The organism is Actinocrinis sp. (genome assembly GCF_035605935.1).
Classification (GTDB): Bacteria; Actinomycetota; Actinomycetes; order Streptomycetales; family Catenulisporaceae; genus Actinocrinis.
This window is the reverse complement of record NZ_DATNGK010000120.1, coordinates 1-16,695: the sequence shown is the minus strand read 5'-3', so window position 1 is coordinate 16,695 and position 16,695 is coordinate 1. Positions and strand designations below refer to the sequence as shown.

Sequence of the window (16,695 nt, the reverse complement as noted above, 5' to 3'; positions counted from 1 at the left end):
CGCCACGGCTGCCAGGCGTGCGCGTCTGCGTCCACGGCTCCGTTGCGAAGCATCGCCGCCTTGATCGCCACGTCGCCGACGAGGAGCACGTCCGGATCGCCGAGCCCACGCATCCTGATGTACCGCGCCGTCCACGGTCCGATCCCGCGCAGGGCGAGAAGGTCCCGCTCAGACTCGTCGCGGTCCACGCCCGGATCGAGCCGCAGCGAGCCGTCCGCCAGCGCCGCGCTGAGGGTGCGCAAACTCGCCCGCCGCGCTTCGGGCATGCCGAGCGCGGCCAGCGGATTCTCGGCCAGGTCGGCGGGCGCCGGGAAGAGATGCGTCAAACCGCCGCTCGGCGTCGGCAGCGACTCGCCGTACGCCGCGACCAATGCCTCGCCGAGCTTTCGCCCGGCTGTCACCGTCACCTGCTGGCCGAGGATCGCGCGCACCGCCAACTCTTCCGCGTCCGCGGCGCCCGGAGCCCGCAATCCGGGCCGCCGGCGCACCAGCGGCCCCAGCACCGGGTCCGCGCCGAGCCGCTCGCTTACCGCGTAGGGATCGGCGTCGAGGTCGAACAGGCGCCGCAACCGTTGAATCCCGGCGGTCAGGTCGCGCAATGCGCCGAGATGCAGGCGGCACTCAAGCCAACCGCCCTCACCGGTCCGCTCGTCGACCTCGGCGATGGCCGCTCCCGCGGGCAGGCGCAGCGTGCGGCGGTAAGTGCGCTCCCCGTGTTCGCCCAGCATCTCCTCAATGCCCGCGATCGCGCGCCGGCCGAGGAAGTCGAACAGCTCGGCAGCGGCGAACGGGCCACGGAAGGCGAGCCGCAGCGGAATGCCGCCGTTCGCTCCCGGCTGTTCTCCGTCAGTGCTCGAACTCGAAATCACGGGCGCCACAGCGATATCCCGCTTCGGACGCACCTCCCGCAGTTGCGTCGGCGTGAGCGCGTAAATCGCCCGGACCGTGTCGTTGAACTGCCGGATGCTGTCAAAGCCGGCGGCGAACGCCACTTCCGAGACCGGCAACTGCGTGGTCTGCAACAGCACGCGGGCAGTGTGCGCACGCTGGGCCCGAGCGAGCGCCACCGGCCCAGCGCCGACTTCCGCGTTGAGCTGCCGCTGCACTTGCCGCGCGCTGTACCCGAGCCGCGTCGCGAGACCGGGAACGCCTTCGCGGTCGACGACGCCGTCTGCAATCAGCCGCATCGCGCGGCCTACCGCATCGGCCCGCACGTTCCACTGCGGTGAACCCGGTACCGCATCGGGTCGACACCGCCTACAAGCCCGGAATCCGGAGCCCTGCGCAGCGGCCGCGGTCGGGTAGAACCGCACGTTCTCTCGCTTGGGTGTCATCGCGGGACAGCTTGGCCGGCAATAGATGCCCGTGGTCAGCACGGCAGTGAAAAACTCGCCGTCGAACCGCGCGTCCCGGCCTCGTACCGCCTCGTACCTGGCGTCTTCGCTCATCACGTCACCATCCTCGGCCAAGTGGCGGTGCCGTGCTAGCGGAAATCGGACACGACGATCCGGCGCCATCCAGCGGCTCGTCCGCTGATCAAGCACCATTGGCCCGTTTGGGCGACCGGACGCGGGTTACCTGACGCTCACAGCTTTACTGGATGGAGGTGGCTGTGATGGGCACGCACACCGTGCACCGAACGGGCGTCCCCGCGAGGAGCCGTCCCGGGATCGACTTCGGGCGACTCCTGCTGACGCTCGCCGGCTGCGCAGCGGTGATCGTAGCCGCGTTCCTCGACTGGACCAGGGACGTCACCGGGGCCGACCTGAGCAACCACGCCTTGGTCAAGACCGAGTTCTTCGCACAGAACGACATCGTCAAGAGCGTCGGCGGCATCTCGATCCTGCTCGGGCTGGTCGCGCTAGTCGGCCTCGTGGACCGCACCGGCTGGCTGACCCGCCTGGCCGGAGCGCTCGGGATCGTGCTGTTCGTGCTCTTCGTCATCGAGGTCTACCGCTCGACGCAGCACAACGTGCAGGTCGGCGCCTGGCTGGCGCTCGGCGGCTCGATCGTGCTCGTCCTGGCCGGCTTTTTGGGCCAGGAGATCGTCGAGGCGCCGACCGTGGTGGAGCAGGTGAACCCGCCCGCGCCCGGACCGGAACGAAACGCCTTCGAGGCGCGCAACCGCGAGTGGTGACGCCCTAAACCCGCCAAGCCGTGGCGCGCACCGTCGCGCGCCGCGGCTTGAGCGTTTCCCCAGCCAACCAATAAAGCAAAGCCCTGATAGATAGAACTTCGAATCCCAGGAGGCGGTCATGCCGCGCGGATCGAGCCCGAAACGGGAACGGCAGTACGAGCACATAGAGAGCAGCGCGCGCGAGCGGGGCGAGAGCCCGAAGCGCGCCAAGGAGATCGCCGCCCGCACGGTGAACAAGGAGCGGGCTCGCAGCGGTGAAGCCAAGTCCTCCAGCCGTAGCTCGACGCGTGGCCCCTCCCCGTCCAGCCGCGGCGGCCAGCGCTCGGGCGGCAACTCGCGCGGCCCCAGCGGTTCCGCCAACTCCGGCCAGACCTACCGCGAGCTTTACGCGGAGGCCAAGCGCCGCGATATCAAGGGCCGCTCCACGATGGACAAGGCGCAGCTGGAACGAGCGCTTTCCTCCTCCGGTAGTCGCCGCACATGAGGACACCGCGTTCGTTGTACAAGCTGTCGAACATGCCGGTCTGGGCGGCGCCGTGACACCGATCCGAATCGGTCCGAATCCGTGTGCATGCTTCACGCATCTCGGGGTACAGCGGCGCTGCTTTCGACCCGGAGCCGGAGCCCGGACCCCACCCCCGCAGGTTCGACCGGCCGGCTCGCTTTTCATTGGAGGTGCCAGGTGACGCTTTCGGAGGCGACCGCCCCGCCACTTAGGACAGCGCGCTTTCCCGTCGCGCGTCCCGCCGCGCCGGACTCGCGATCGCGCGACTCCCGGCCCCGCCGACTGCGCCGGCCGCTGACCGCCCGCGAGATCGAGGTCCTGGCACTGATCGCGGACGGCAAGACCAACGAGGAAGTGGCCGCGCAGCTGGGCATAGCCCGGCATACGGTCAAAAGCCACATGGCGCACATCCTCGACGCGCTGGGCGCTATGAACTCCGCACACGCGGTCGCCATCGCACACTGCCGCGGTGACTTCGGCCCGCGCCGCAAGATGGCCTGGAACCCGGATGTCTCCTACCGCGAAGTCCAAGTGCTGGAAGGCGTGGCGGTGGGCATGACGGACGTCCAAGTCGGCCGGAAACTGTGGGTATCTCAGCACACGATCAAGTCGCATCTGCGGCGGATCTACGTCAAGCTCGGCGTCAGCTCGCGCGCCCAGGCCGTGGACACGGCCTTCCGCAGCGGACTACTGGTCGCCAGGAACCCCGCGAAGCGCTAGTACGCGAATCAACCGCGTCCGCGCGGCTCTGCGGCACGGCACCATGCATCCCTCGTGCGCCGGTTCGACAGCGAGCCGGCCGAGAGTGCAGACGTAACGCGACCAGCAAACAGCTACCAAGCGGCTCCAGCCCGCCACCGACGGCGCATGTCTCAGCGGCGTCAGGGTAGCCGTCGAGGCATGACTGAAGCGATCTTCACCGATGCGATCACCGCCGGTGAGCACGTAGCGCGCCATCCCGGGCCCGAGCCGATCGATCCGCTCAGCCCGACCCCCGATCCCCCCGACCCTATGCAGCCTGACCCGGTCGGGCCGGACCCCATCCGCCCGGATCCCGTTCCCGCGCCGCCGCCGGGACCGCCCGGACCCGACCCCGTGCCGCCCGTGCCGGGGCCAGGTGGCCCGGAGCCGGCGCCGCCGCTACCGGAGCCCGATCCGGTGCCGCCGCGCCCGCCGGGCCCGGACCCCGAGCCGCCGCTGCCGGGGCCGACGCCGGGACCGGCGATCGCGCAGACCCGCGCCGACGACGGGTCTCCCGAGTTGCTCGCTGATCCGGATGCTGTGGCGGACGCGGCACCGTGGGCGGACGGCTGGAAACGGCCGTGACTGCCCGCGACTCGGGCACCCTCGTCAGCATCGACGAGCACCGGGTACGCCTCACCAACCAGGACAAGGTCCTGTTTCCCGAGGCGGGTTTCACCAAAGGCGACATGGTCGACTACTACCGCCGCATCGCGCCGGCTTTGCTGCCGCACCTCGCCGGGCGTCCCGTGACGCTGAAGCGCTTCCCGGACGGGACCGGCGAGTCCGGATTCTTCAACAAGAACGCCCCGCCGAGTACGCCGTCTTGGCTGCGTACTGTCACCCTCGCCGCGCCACACAGCACAAAGGACCGCGACAAGGTGCGGTACCTCATGATCGAGGGGACGGCGGCGCTGGCCTGGGCCGCGAACCTGGCTGGGATCGAACTGCATGTGCCGCCTTGGCGCGTTGGCCCACGTGGCGGCGCCCGCGGCGTGGACCGGCTCATCTTCGACCTCGACCCCGGCGCACCCGCGGGACTTGCCGAATGTGTTCAAGTCGCCCTGCTACTGCGCGAGGCCCTCGACGCGGACGGCATCACGGCGTACCCCGGCGTGTCCGGTGGCAAGGGCATGCACCTCTACGCGCCGATCCGCGAGACTCCGCCAGCGCAGGCCGCCCGCTACGCACACCGCATCGCCACCGCGCTGGAGGAGCAGCACCCTGATCTCGCGGTGACCCAGATGGCGAAGGCGCAGCGGCCGGGCAAGGTTTTCATCGACTGGAGTCAGAACAGCGGCCCGAAGACGACCGTCGCGCCGTACTCGCTGCGCGCACGGCCGCGGCCCACGGTCGCGACGCCGCTGCGCTGGGAGGAAGTAGAGAAGGGCGATCCGGGCTCGCTGGTCTTCGAGGCGGCGGACGTGCTCGCTCGAGTTGAGCGGGACGGCGACGCGGCGGCGATCCTGCGCGGCGGCCCCGCGCTGCCGAGCGATGGCGGCGACTGAAACCACTGAACGACACCACTGGCGAATAGAACAGCCAAGATCAGCCGAATAATCCGCGACAAGTTCGGCGGGCCCCCGTTTAGCCCTACGGTTCGCGGTTAGTCGAGGCGCAGGGCCTGCCGGGTGCCCTCCCCCCTCCCCCGGCGGGCCCCATATTCTTGCTCGCTTCCCACCAGGGCACAGAGCAGCAAAGTAAAGCAACTTCGGACAAAGGCTGAGGGTGCCGCCCGATTCGGGCGGCACCCTCAGTCGTTCTGCTCCACCTAGGCGCTTGTGGAACTGCGCTCAGAGGCGGCGACGACGCCGCAGCATGCGCACCGGCCGTCCGGTCAGCGGCGACACCGGAGCCAGTGAGGACGGTGCCTCGTAGTCGCCGACCTGCCGCACGACCTGGTCGTGGACTTCGCGATCGTGCGCCGAGTAGCGCTCCATCGGGTCGAGCGGGCGGATCACCGTGCCGTCGACCAGTGGGATGTCCTGCGTGTCATCCGGAGCCGTCGCGCTCACCGTCGCCAAGTGGTGTCCCGCGACGGTGCTGCTGCCGGTTCCGTCGCCGCTCTCCGGATCGTCGCTGGACGGCGCGGCGTACGGCATGGGCACCTCCAGCAGCGGCGGGGGCTGGAGCGTCGTGGGCGGCGGCGCGGCGGTGATCGGATTGCCGAAAACGTCCAGGACCGGCTCACCCAGCGGTTCCACCACGGCCGCGACATCCGCGGCCTCGTGGCCCAGCAGCGGGCTGTCGCCCAGGACGAAGCGGATCACCAAGTCGGCGATACCCGCCAACATCATGATCAGTCCGGCCGCGTGCAGGTCGAGCCACCTCGGACTTGACTGGATCGCGAAGGCGAACACGCCGCCAAGGGTGACCACGATCAGTGCGCCGACGAAGCTGGTGCGTCTCATCGGTCGGTTTCTCCCTCCCGGCCGCGATCGTGATCCCGGGGAGCCGGGCCGTATCGGACTGGCCGTCAGATTCGCCACCGAGTACCCGAGTGCGGCCAGGCCATGAGCCCCGAGCGCGCATGACTTGCGCGGACGCGGTTATGGGTCTAGGAGTTCGCAAGGGGTCCGGTTTGCCCTGCCCGAAGATGAGGGCCGATATGAGGGAGGCACAGCCGACATGAGCGATGAACTGTCCCGTCCGCCTGAGCAGACGGCGGCTGAGGACGCACCGGTATCGGTGGAGCAGGACGACGGAACCGCGAATGATGTGAACGCGCAGGCCATCCCGGCTGAACCGGAGGTGGCGCCGATCCCGGCAGCGCAGCCGGAGGCCGCGGACACGGCTGTCGAGGACAAAGCTGCCGGTGCTGAGGCGGACGCGGCTGCTGGGGCCGAGGCGCAGGCGGAGGCGGCGACCAAAGCCGAGACCGAGGCCGCCGTTGAAGCTGCTCATGCCGAAGCGGAACAAAGCGGCCTGCCCAAGGGATCGATCGCCGCGGTGGGAGAACGCCTCGGCCAGCGCGTCGCGCAGGTGAGCGAGGCCGCTGGTGACAAGGTGGCGCGCGCCGGCGAGGTCGCGGCCGCACGTGTGGCCCAGGTCGGCGGGGCGGCGGGGGAGAAGGTCGCCCACGCCGGTGAAGCCGCCGGACAGCGCGTGATCCTCGCGGGCGAAGCCGCGGAAGGCACGGTCACCGACGCGCAGACCCGAGCCGCGCAAGCCAAGCAGCGCATCAGCCAGCAAGCCGGCCAGCTGGCCAGCCGGATCCGGCACTCCGCTGCGCCGCCCGTGCGCGAGAAGGGCGCCCGCGCCGTCGACGCCGTGAAGAAGCACCCGCGCGAAACGGCCGTCGGTTCCGCGCTCGTCGGCCTCGTCGCGGTGATCCGCCGTCGCGGAAAGCGTTCCAGCAGCGGCGAATAGGCGCGGGAAACCGCGGGCAACCGGCCCCTGCGAACGGTAACCTCAGCTCCTTTCATCAACCGCCCTCAATCCCGAGCCGACTGAACGATCCTGGTCGCCGCGCCGTTTCGATTGCAGCGCGCCGGGCATCCGGATGACCTGGTCAGCCGACGGCGATCCACAGCGATCGCGGGAGCAAGGGGCGAGCGGGTGAGTGAGATCAGGCGCAACAGCAGGGGCCGCACGGCAGCCGCGGTGGACGAGTACCTTCGTGCACTCGGCCGGGCGGCGCGGGACCAGGCTGTCGCCGAAGCCGAGCAAGAGGTCTGCCGGGTGTGGGGTGAGGAGCTTTCCCGCGTCCAGCACGTGACAGAGCTCGGAGTCGCCTCCGCGCACGCGGCCAGCCAGGCGGCCCAGATCCTGGTGCGTGAGGAGCAGCGCATCGGCGATCTCGATGGCCTCGCGCGGGCGCAGCTTCGGCTTGAGCGCGCCCAGGACCAGGAGAAGCGCAGCGGCGAGGCGGCCCGGGTGCTGCTCAACGTGGTGACCGAAGAGTTGGAACTGCTCGCCATCGCGGCCGAGGAGCGCGAGACGGTGGCCCTGGCCAACCGCATTTGGATCTCGTCGGCAGGACGCGCCGTCTGCGCCGCCGAAGCTGACGAGGGCGTCGATTCCGGCATGAGCCTGGACGCCGCAGACTTCGACGACTGATAGACGAAGGCTCGGATCAGGCGACCGGCCCGATGAGTGAATCGGGCCGGTCAATTCGTCTTGGTCCCAGGTCTCGTCGACGTCAGTGGCGTCGGCCTCAGCGCCGCTGTGGTTCGCGGCCCGGTGGCTGCTTGGGTGCGGGGTGTGCGATCGGTTCCGGAATCGGGGCGGTAACCGAATCGCCGGCCAGGACGGTCAGCTTGTGGCCGTGGTGGCGCAGCTCCACACGTACGTCACCGGTCTGCGAATCGGCTGGCTGTGCCTCGCCGTCCGCGTCGTCGGAGCCTGCCGCGCGTTGCGCTCCCGAGGCGAGCTGCGGTATCGAGTCCGCCTCTGGATTTCCGTCAAGCGCAGGCTGCGCGGCAAGCGAGTACGTGGCCTGATCCTTGCGTACCTCGACCGTCAGGACCCTGCCGTCCAGGAGCAGCCGGAAGCACATCCGATCCCAGCCGGCGGGCAGCCGCGGCGCGAAGTACAGGCCGTCCTCCCGGTGTCGCATCCCGCCGAACCCGGCCACCAAAGCGATCCAGCTTCCCGCGAGCGCGGCCAGATGCAGGCCGTCGGCGGTGTTCTTCTCCAGGTTGTCGATGTCCATCAGCGCGGCTTCGCCGAGGTAGTCGTACGCGAGCCGCAGATGCCCGACCTCGGCCGCGATGACCGCCTGGCTGCACGCCGACAAGGACGAGTCGCGCACTGTCAGTGGTTCGCAGTACTCGAAGTCCCGCGCCTTGTCCCGATGGTCGAAGGCGTCGCCGCGCAGGTGCAGCGCCAGCACCAGGTCCGCCTGCTTGATCACCTGCTTGCGGTACAGCTGGAAGTAGGGGAAGTGCAGCAACAGCGGGTACTGGCCCGGCTTCGTGTTCTCGAAGTCCCAGAACTCGTGCTCGGTGAAGCCCTCGGCCTGCGGGTGCACCCCGCGTGTCTCGTCGTAGGGGACGAACATGCCCTTCGCCGCGGCGCGCCAGTGGTCTACCTCGTCCGGGGTCACGTCGAAGCGGTGCGCCCACTCGGGATCGCGCTGCACGGCGTCCACGGCGGCCGTGAGGTTCTGCTGCGCCATCAGGTTCGTGTAGACGTTGTTGTCGGCCAGCGCGCTGTACTCGTCGGGGCCGGTCACCCCCTCGATGCGGAACTGGCCGGCGCCGTCGAAGTGTCCGAGCGAACACCACAGCCGCGCCGTCTCCACCAGCAGCTCCAGCCCGACCTCCTGCTCGAAGCCGGTGTCGTGCGTGGCCAACTGGTAGCGCACCACGGCATCGGCGATGTCCGCGTTGATGTGGAAGGCCGCGGTACCCGCCGGCCAGTAGCCGGAGCATTCCTGCCCAGAAATGGTGCGCCAGGGGAACGCCGCGCCGCCGAGGCCGAGCTGATTCGCCCGCTCGCGGGCCGCCGGCAGCGTGCTCTGGCGCCAGCGCAGCGCGTGCGCGACCGCATAAGGGGCCGTATACGTGAGCACTTGCAGTACAAAGGTCTCGGTGTCCCAGAACGCGTGACCGTCGTACCCGCTGCCGGTCAGGCCCTTGGCCGGAATCGCCCGCTGCTCGGCCCGAACGCCCGCCTGGAAGAGATGGAACAGCGCGAACCTGACCGCCTGCTGGATCTCCGGATCGCCCTCGATCTCCACGTCCGCACACGACCAGAACGTGTCGAGGCACGCGCGCTGCTCCTTGAGCAGCCCATCCCAGCCGGTCTGCCGGACCGCGCTGAGCGCTGCGTCGACCTGGTCCCGCACCGCGGGCAGCGATCGGGCCGCGGACCAGCCGTAAGCGACGAACTTGATCAGCCGCAGCGTCTGGCCGGGCTGAATTAGTGCGGCGATCGTGTACCGGCCCAGGTCTGGGTTGCTGACCGCCTTGCTGCGCGTGCTCTGCGGCCCTTCGACGACATGGCCCATCGCCGCTGCCACCCGCAGCTTGCTGCGGCGCACCGTGTGCACCATGGTGATCTGTTCTTCGCCGAATTCTTCGTTCAGATCGCCCTCGAGCGGCGAGGAAAGCGCCGCGGCGGCGCGTGGATCCGCGGCGGCCGGCGGCTGTTCCTCGTTCGCGATCAACTCCGACTGCAACACCACCCGGGCCGGGCCGTCCACCGCTTCCACCTCGAAGCAGACCGCCGCGATCGAACGCTGCGTCAGCGAGACCAGCCGGGTTGAGCGGACCCGGACCGTGCGCCCGGCCGGGGACTCCCACTCGGCCTCGCGGCGCAGCACGCCCGCGCGCAGGTCGAGGGTGCGTTCGTGGGAGTGCAGCTTTCCGTAGCGCACGTCGAACGGCTCGTCATCGACCAGCAGCCGGATGAGCTTGCCATTGGTGATGTTGATCAGGGTCTCGCCGGAATCCGGGTAGCCATAGCCGGCTTCGGCGTAGGGGAGGGGGCGCAGCTCGTACACGCCGTTGAGGTATGCGCCGGGCAACCCGTGCGGCTCGCCTTCGTCCAGGTTGCCGCGCCAGCCGATGTGCCCGTTCGACAAGGCGAACAGCGACTCGGAATGCGGCATCAGATCGAGGTCGAGCTTGGATTCGCGCAGGCACCAGGGCTCGGTCTGGAAGACGGGATGCTCGATCACCGGGCCGCCGCCAACAGTTGATCGAGGTCGCCGACCACGATGTCGGCCCCGTGCTCAAACAGCGCCTCGCGCTGCCCGAGCCGGTCCACGCCGATCACCTTGCCGAAATCGCCGGCCCGGCCCGCTGCCACCCCGGCCTGCGCGTCGTCGAACACCGCGGCCTGCGCCGCCTCGGCGCCCAGCGCCCGTGCCGCGGCCAGATAGCTGTCCGGAGCCGGCTTGCCGAGCAGGTTGTGCTCACGCAAGTCGTTGCCGTCGAAGGTGGCGTCGAAGAGGTCTGCCATGTTCGCGGCCTTCAGCACCGCGTCGCAGTTCGCGCTCGACGTGACCACGCCGGTGCGCAGACCGGCTGCACGCACGGCCTGTACGTAGCGCACCGAGCCCTCGTACCGCTCGACGCCCTGTGACTCCAGCAGCTTGTTGAATGCATCGTTCTTTGCGTTACCGACGCCCTGGACGGTCTCGGCGGTAGGCGGATCGTCCGGGGTGCCCTCAGGCAGGTCGATGCCGCGCGACATGAGGAAAGAGCGCACTCCGTCAGCCCGCGGCTTGCCGTCCACGTACTGCTCGTAGTCCTTCACATCATCGAACGGCTCGAACGGACGCGAGTCGCGCGCACTGCGAGCGCGCAGTAGCGCGTCGAAAGTCTGCTTCCAGGCGGTCGCGTGCACGGTAGCCGTCTTGGTCAGCACGCCGTCCATATCAAAAAGACAGACCCGGATCGACCCGTCCAGGCCGATTCCGGAAGCTTGCGGCGAGTCGGTCTGTGGTGTGGTCACGTGGAGGCTCCTTCGCGTCCTTCGGGCCGGGCACGGTACATGCGCCGGCGGCGCTTTGGCTCACGGGCGCCGCTCGCTTGCTTGCAGCCTATTTCCGGACGCTCTCGGCGGCTGTCTGGCGGTGGTGCGCGTTCGCCTGCATCCGTTCGCGCTCGGTCGTGCCGCCCCAGATGCCGTATAGCTCGCCGGTCTGCAACGCGTACGCCCGGCAGATGGCGCGCACCGGGCAGTGCCCGCAGATCGCCTTCGCCGCGGTCTCCCGGAACCGGCGCTGATGATTGCTCTCATGATCGGGCGCGAAGAACAGCGACGGGTTCGCACTGCGGCAGGCGCCGCGCTCCTGCCAGTCGTCGTCCGGGTGGGGATATGGGACCGCGGCCTTGCGCGGGCGGGCCGCGCGAGTGGCGGGGCGCGAACCCGCGGCCGGCGATGCCTCATAGGCCGGCGCCGAGGGGCGAATGAGCGCGGGGGCTTGAACCGGGGACATGGCTGCTCCTTCCCAGGAGTGCGGACGAGGCGGTGGACCCTCGCCGAACTCTCCGTTTCGCGCGGTCGCAAACCGCCGATGTCGTGCGGTGAATGCCACGATTCGGTACCAGAGTGTGGTTCAGCGCGCCGCGGACGGGGTTTATCGCTTCGCACACAGGATTCACAGGTTTGCCCGGGCGGATTGCGGTTAGGAGGGCCCAACGCTCGACAGAGTTGGGGTGAGACGTGTGCCGATAACCGGCAGCACCGAGGCGGGTACCGGCCGACCGGACCTGGCAGTCGACCGGCCACCCGGCGCGGCGGCCGGCCGGCAGTATGGTGGACGGCAGGGGTCCATTTCGTACGACCACGAATACAAGGGGATTGCACCGATGGACCGTTTTGCCGTCAGCGTCGGCGATTCAGGTCAGGGCCACTACGTGGTCACCGTGCGCGGCGAACTCGACCTGGCCACCTCGGACCGGCTCTGGAGCGAACTCGAGCCGCTGCTGGTGCCGCAGACGGTCGTGGTGCTCGACGGCACCGAGATCAGCTTCCTGGACTCCAGCGGCCTGCGCGTCCTGCTCCAAGCCAACAACCGGGCCACCTCGGGCGGAGCCGAGTTCCGCCTCGTCGCCCCGCAGCAGGCGGTACAGCGGGTGCTGGAGCTGGCCGGTACCGGCGACCATCTGCGCACCCGTGACACGGTCGACGAAGCCCTGAAAGGCTGAGTCCGGTTCACCGACGCTCCAAGAGCTGGAACGCTGTCCAGAGCTTCGGCTCGCCGTTCCGAACCAAGATCCACAGCGACATCCACATCCGCAACACGCCGAATCGAACTGCCGGCAACTCGGAGGGAAGCAGAACGATGCACGAGGACAACCCGGCCGGACCCGATCGGCTGCCCGGGCCGCGAACCGTGGTGCTGTCGATTCCCGCGGACCGCGAGCAGGTCGTGCTGGCGCGCTCGGTGGCCGGGCACATCGCGGCCAGGCTCGGGCTGTCCGTGGCCGAGCTGACCGACCTGCGCCTCGCGGTGGACGAGGCCTGCGGACTCTTCCTGCTCTCCCCGGGCTTCGGCGTGTCGGGCGAACTGCTCGAGTGCCGCTTCGAAGAGCAGTCGGCCGCACTGGCGGTGACGGTCAGCGCGCCGGCCGCGACCTCGGTCGAGCCGGACGTGGACGACATCGGCTGGATCATGCTCAGCGCGTTGGTTGACGAGCTGACCTGGAAGGCGGAGCACGGTGTCGCCACGCTCACCTTGGTCAAGCACCTGACGGTGCGGAGCAGCTGATGGGCCGGGCGGAAGCGGTGAAAGTGCAGGATAAGGAGCTGGAGGGCGACCCGGTCGCCCCAGCCGCCGGGCAGTCGAAGGCGCGGCCGTCCAGCTCGGGCGGGGCTGACCCGGGTGCCGCGACGGCGAACGACACCGCAACAGATGAGACTGCACCGCACGACACCGCAACGAGTGACATCGCGTCAGACGCTGCGATGGCGGCCGTGAACGGCGAGCCGGACGACGAGGCGGATAACCCGAGCGGCGAATCGTCCGACGATCCGGCCGCGGACGCAACACCGGCCGAGCCCGTGTCCCCGCACGCCGAGCGGCGTGCCGAGACGATGCGGATATTCCGTCGGATGCGCACGCTGCCGCCGGGTGATCCGGTACGAGAGCGGTTGCGCGCCGAGGTGATCGAGGACCACATGGCGTACGCCCGCCGGATAGCCGCGCGCTACGGCGGACACGGCGAGGTAGTCGAAGACTTCGTGCAGGTCGCCTACCTCGGCCTGGTCAAGGCGGTGGACAACTTCGACCCGGAGCACGGCACCGGATTCCTCGGCTATGCCACGCCGATGATCATGGGCGAGATCAAGCGTTACTTCCGGGACGCAACCTGGGACGTGCACGTACCGCGCCGCATGCAGGAGCTCTCCAGCGCGCTGCGCAAGGTAACCGAGGCGCTCACTCAGGAACTCGGCCGCTCGCCGAGCGTCGCCGAGCTGGCCGACCGGGTCAAGGCGACCCCGGAAGAGGTCATCGAGGCGATGGACGCGGCCTCGGCGTACACGACGGCCTCGCTGGACCGGCCGGTGCGCGTGGACGCCGCGGAGGGTGCCAGCCTGGCCGAGTTCGTCGGCGGCGAGGACCCGCGCTTCGAGGCGGTGGTCAACCGTGAGGTGCTCAAGCCGCTGCTGGCCAAGCTCGGGGAGCGGGACAAGCGGATCCTGATGATGCGCTTCTTCCGCGGCATGACGCAGTCGCAGATAGGCGAGGAGCTGCACGTTTCACAGATGCAGGTTTCCCGGCTGCTCACCCGGATCCTCGAGGACCTGCGAGCCGGTTTCGAGTAACCAGGCTCTGCGGCAGGCCGGTTCGCGCGATCATGCCAGGCGCGAACCGGCCTGTGGCGCGTTCCCAGGAGCGTCGCGTGAGGCGCGTTGCGCGCCGCCGCACAAGCCGCCGAGCAGTGACTGTCCGTGTCCTGATACAACCGATCCGGCCCGTGCTACCCGCTGCCTTCAGGTGCACCGGGCAGACTGGAGCGCGTGCGCTGACTGAGCCGACTTCGTCCTGCATAATGCAACGGATCGGCACCCACTATCAGCCCTGGAAGGGGAGGGGAGATGGCTCAATCAGGCGACGCGCCGCGTGACGCGTCCGCCGCGAGCACGCCCCCTGACCGCGATCGTTCGGCGGCGCCGCAGCCCGGCCCGCAGCAGGCGCCGCGCGCCGGTGTGAGCGCGCCTGTCGAAGTGCTTACCAGGGTCATCGAGGAACAGCGGCACGCGGAGGCCGCGCTCCAAGCGAGGTTCCTTGAGCACGGGCTGATCGACCAGGCGATCGGGGTGTTGGCCGCGCGGCTTGAGTGCGACCCGAAAGAGGCCTTCGACCAGCTGCTCGAGATCGAACGGCGGTCCGGGCGCGATCTGCTGGAGGTGGCCGGGGAACTGGTCGGCCAGCAGACTCAGGCGCGCACCCGTGTGCAGATGCAGGAGGCCGTCCCGGTTTACGGACCGGGTGCCGGCAGACTTCAGCGCGCCCGGGACGGCGACGAGCTGGCCAGGCTGCTGCTGGGCGACACGCTTGCGTGGTCCGGCGCGGCGGAGGTGGCGATCGCGTTGCTCGAGCCGGACGGCGCGCTGGAGCTGATCGGGTCCGCGGGCCTGCCGCTGCGGGTGGTCAGCCAATGGCGGCGCATCCCGCCGCAGATGAATTGTCTGCTCAACGCGTGTGTCCGGGAGCAGGCCGCGACCTGGGCCGACGCCGTCGGGGGAGCGGGGCAGGAAGGCGCCCGCGCACCGTTTGTGCTCGGTCCGGCCGGGGCCGGCGGAACCTCGCCGAACCCGGTGCGCGTCGCGGTCCCGCTGCGCATCGGCCGCGGACTCATCGGCGCGCTCGAAGTGGGCTGGCCGGCGAACACCGCGTTCACCGCCGACGTCCGGCGCGAGATCGTCGGGCTGGTCGAGCCCGCGGCGCAGGCGGTGGTGCGGGCCCGCCGGCTGGCCGCCGAACCCTCGCAGCGGCGTGCGGCCATCGAGGACGCGGTCGCGCTCGACCAGCTGCGGGAGATCATCGACTCGACCTGGGAACCCGCGCTGCTCGTCGCGCCCACGCCGAACGAGCCCAGTGCTGTTGAAAAGCACAGTGCTGTTGACAAACACAGTGCTGGTGACAAACCCGGTGCTGGTGACAAATCCGGCGCTCGTTCAGAAGCCTCGGATGCCGCGACGCAACTGCGGGCGAGCGAGCACGCCACGATAGGCGGGCTGCGGATCATCGCCCTCAACCGGGCCGCCCGCGAGCTGATCAGCGGCGGGGTCGCGGCACCGGAACCGGCCGGCCGCAGGCTGACCGAGGCGCTGCCGTGGATCGCCACCTCCGGGGCGTTCGACGCGTTCCGTGAGGTGCTGGTCACCGGAACGCCGTTCCGGGACCCCGCGCACACGTACCTCGGACCCGGCGACAACGGCGGCCGCAGTCGCGCCATCTCGATCAGCGCCACCCGATTGGCCGAATCGCTGCTCTATCTCACGCTGCGCCCAGTCGGCGAGCAGCACGGTGACGAGGAGGCAGTGTCCGCGCGACTGCGCCGAATGGCTGAGACCGGCTCCTGGGAGTGGGACGCGGCGACCCGTGAGGTGCACTGGTCGCCCGAAGCCCTGATGGCCTTCGGTTCGCGTACGCCGCCAGGCCCGATCCCCGAAGAGCGGCCGCCGTACAGCGTGCATCCCGATGATCAGCTGGAGCACGACCGGCTCATGCGTACGCTGCTGCGCGGCGGCCGGCAAGCGCAGGGCGAGTTCCGGGTCGTGCGCCCGGACGGAGCGGTCCGGCACGTGCGCATCGCCGGGGAGCCGATCGTCGGCCACGGCGGCGCGGTCACCTCGGTCTTCGGCACCGTCCAGGACGTCACCGAGCAGCGCCGGGCGCAGACCGCGCTGGAGATCGCGCACATCCAGCTGGCGGCTCAGCGCAGCCGCGCCGAGTCGGAGCGCCAGCTGGCCACCCTGCTCCAGCAGGTGATCATGCCGGTCGAGCCGGTGCGTGTGCCGCGCTCCGCCGGGCTGGAGATCGCCGCGCGGTACCGGCCGGCCAGTCCGGGCGCCGGCCTCGGCGGAGACTGGTACGGCGTCCTGCCGCTGCCGGACAACCGGCTGCTGCTCACCGTCGGCGACATCGCCGGGCACGGCTTCGCCGCCGCGACCGCGATGGCGCAGCTCTTCCACGCGCTGCACGGCCTCGCCCTCACCGGCGCGGACAGCGAACAGCTGATGCAGTGGCTGAACGGGGTGACCTGTTCGCTGCCCAACTTCACCCTCGCCAGCGCCTGCGCGGCCCTCTACGACCCAGCCGACCGGCGCCTGAGCATCGCCAACGCCGGGCACCCGAGCCCGGTGCTGGTGCGCGGCGGCCGGGCGGCGACGATTCCGAGACCCGTCGGCACGATGCTCGGCGTGGATCCGAACAGCCAGTACGAAGAGGTCGCCATCGAGTTGGCGCAGGACGACATCCTGCTCCTCTACACCGACGGCCTGATCGAACGGCGCCGGCACACCCCGGACGAGAACGTCGGGCGTCTGCTCGCCGAAGCTTCGACCGCGGAGCCGGACCTGAACGTCTACGTGGACCGGATCTTGCAGCGCATCAAGTCCGACACCGACGACGACACCTGCATCCTGGCCGTCCGGTTCACCTGATCGCGGCGGCAGCGCTCGGCGGCCGTCAACCCGGCCGTCAACCCGGCCGCCGAGCGTGGCTTAGCCGGAGATCATCGAGCCGATCATGGTGAGCAGCACATCCACCTCGACCGGCTTGGCCACGTGCTCGTTCGCGCCGGCGGCGAGGCTGCGTTCCCGGTCCCCGCGCATCGCCTTGGCGGTCACCGCGATGATCGGGAGCTCGGCGAACCGGTCAAGGCTGCGGATGTACTCGGTGGCC

General features: G+C 69.9%; 17 protein-coding genes. 11 read left to right on the top strand and 6 right to left on the bottom strand.

All coding sequences use genetic code 11. From position 1 onward, the window contains the following. A partial coding sequence (locus VN779_RS10655; protein ID WP_325722304.1) for an AlkA N-terminal domain-containing protein occupies positions 1-1,448 on the bottom strand: 1,448 nt, incomplete at its 3' end. A gap of 167 nt (positions 1,449-1,615) precedes the next feature. On the opposite strand from VN779_RS10655, the gene VN779_RS10650 reads away from it, so the two are divergent. The 5 genes from VN779_RS10650 to ligD all read left to right on the top strand — a co-directional run bounded on the left by VN779_RS10650 (position 1,616) and on the right by ligD (position 4,891). Continuing rightward, a complete protein-coding gene (locus VN779_RS10650; RefSeq protein ID WP_325722303.1) occupies positions 1,616-2,137 on the top strand; it encodes a sugar:proton symporter in 522 nt (173 codons plus the stop codon). A gap of 118 nt (positions 2,138-2,255) precedes the next feature. Next, complete coding sequence (locus tag VN779_RS10645; RefSeq protein WP_325722302.1) at positions 2,256-2,621, top strand: plasmid stabilization protein; 366 nt, start codon at positions 2,256-2,258, stop codon at positions 2,619-2,621. 198 nt (positions 2,622-2,819) lie between these two features. Next, complete coding sequence (locus tag VN779_RS10640) at positions 2,820-3,362, top strand: helix-turn-helix transcriptional regulator (protein ID WP_325722301.1); 543 nt, start codon at positions 2,820-2,822, stop codon at positions 3,360-3,362. Between the two features lie 180 nt (positions 3,363-3,542). Further along, complete coding sequence (locus tag VN779_RS10635; RefSeq protein WP_325722300.1) at positions 3,543-3,968, top strand: hypothetical protein; 426 nt, start codon at positions 3,543-3,545, stop codon at positions 3,966-3,968. Continuing rightward, positions 3,965-4,891, top strand: coding sequence for a non-homologous end-joining DNA ligase (gene ligD / locus VN779_RS10630; RefSeq protein WP_325722299.1), 927 nt, complete (start codon positions 3,965-3,967; stop codon positions 4,889-4,891). Before VN779_RS10635 ends, ligD begins: the two co-directional genes overlap by 4 nt. 285 nt (positions 4,892-5,176) lie before the next feature. On the opposite strand, the gene VN779_RS10625 is transcribed toward ligD, so the two are convergent. Next, on the bottom strand, positions 5,177-5,794 hold the full coding sequence (locus VN779_RS10625) for a hypothetical protein (RefSeq protein WP_325722298.1): 618 nt from the start codon (positions 5,792-5,794) through the stop codon (positions 5,177-5,179). 277 nt (positions 5,795-6,071) lie between these two features. On the opposite strand from VN779_RS10625, the gene VN779_RS10620 reads away from it, so the two are divergent. Both VN779_RS10620 and VN779_RS10615 read left to right on the top strand, forming a co-directional pair. Beyond that, positions 6,072-6,752, top strand: coding sequence for a hypothetical protein (locus VN779_RS10620; protein WP_325722297.1), 681 nt, complete (start codon positions 6,072-6,074; stop codon positions 6,750-6,752). 189 nt (positions 6,753-6,941) lie between these two features. Continuing rightward, a complete protein-coding gene (locus VN779_RS10615; protein ID WP_325722296.1) occupies positions 6,942-7,442 on the top strand; it encodes a hypothetical protein in 501 nt (166 codons plus the stop codon). Between the two features lie 97 nt (positions 7,443-7,539). Here the strand turns inward: VN779_RS10615 and VN779_RS10610 are convergent, their stop codons facing one another. The 3 genes from VN779_RS10610 to VN779_RS10600 all read right to left on the bottom strand — a co-directional run bounded on the left by VN779_RS10610 (position 7,540) and on the right by VN779_RS10600 (position 11,274). After that, positions 7,540-10,008: a glycoside hydrolase family 65 protein gene (locus VN779_RS10610; RefSeq protein WP_325722295.1), complete on the bottom strand. Its 2,469-nt coding sequence runs from the start codon at positions 10,006-10,008 to the stop codon at positions 7,540-7,542. After that, positions 10,005-10,787: a beta-phosphoglucomutase family hydrolase gene (locus tag VN779_RS10605; RefSeq protein ID WP_325722294.1), complete on the bottom strand. Its 783-nt coding sequence runs from the start codon at positions 10,785-10,787 to the stop codon at positions 10,005-10,007. Before VN779_RS10605 ends, VN779_RS10610 begins: the two co-directional genes overlap by 4 nt. An 88-nt stretch (positions 10,788-10,875) precedes the next feature. Then, positions 10,876-11,274 carry a WhiB family transcriptional regulator gene (locus tag VN779_RS10600; protein ID WP_325722293.1) on the bottom strand — a complete coding sequence of 133 codons (399 nt, stop codon included), beginning with the start codon at positions 11,272-11,274 and terminating at the stop codon, positions 10,876-10,878. Positions 11,275-11,647: 373 nt separating this feature from the next. Between VN779_RS10600 and VN779_RS10595 the strand changes: the two genes are divergently transcribed. The 4 genes from VN779_RS10595 to VN779_RS10580 all read left to right on the top strand — a co-directional run bounded on the left by VN779_RS10595 (position 11,648) and on the right by VN779_RS10580 (position 16,454). Further along, a complete protein-coding gene (locus tag VN779_RS10595; protein WP_325722292.1) occupies positions 11,648-11,986 on the top strand; it encodes an STAS domain-containing protein in 339 nt (112 codons plus the stop codon). Positions 11,987-12,123: 137 nt separating this feature from the next. Then, positions 12,124-12,549 (top strand): ATP-binding protein, encoded by a 426-nt coding sequence (locus tag VN779_RS10590; protein WP_325722291.1) that lies wholly within the window; start codon positions 12,124-12,126, stop codon positions 12,547-12,549. Continuing rightward, positions 12,549-13,607, top strand: a complete 1,059-nt coding sequence (locus VN779_RS10585; protein WP_325722290.1) for a SigB/SigF/SigG family RNA polymerase sigma factor — start codon at positions 12,549-12,551, stop codon at positions 13,605-13,607. Before VN779_RS10590 ends, VN779_RS10585 begins: the two co-directional genes overlap by 1 nt. A 273-nt stretch (positions 13,608-13,880) precedes the next feature. Further along, positions 13,881-16,454, top strand: a complete 2,574-nt coding sequence (locus VN779_RS10580) for a SpoIIE family protein phosphatase (protein ID WP_325722289.1) — start codon at positions 13,881-13,883, stop codon at positions 16,452-16,454. Between the two features lie 60 nt (positions 16,455-16,514). On the opposite strand, the gene VN779_RS10575 is transcribed toward VN779_RS10580, so the two are convergent. Beyond that, positions 16,515-16,695: response regulator (locus VN779_RS10575; protein ID WP_325722288.1), on the bottom strand; the 181-nt coding region annotated here is incomplete at its 5' end.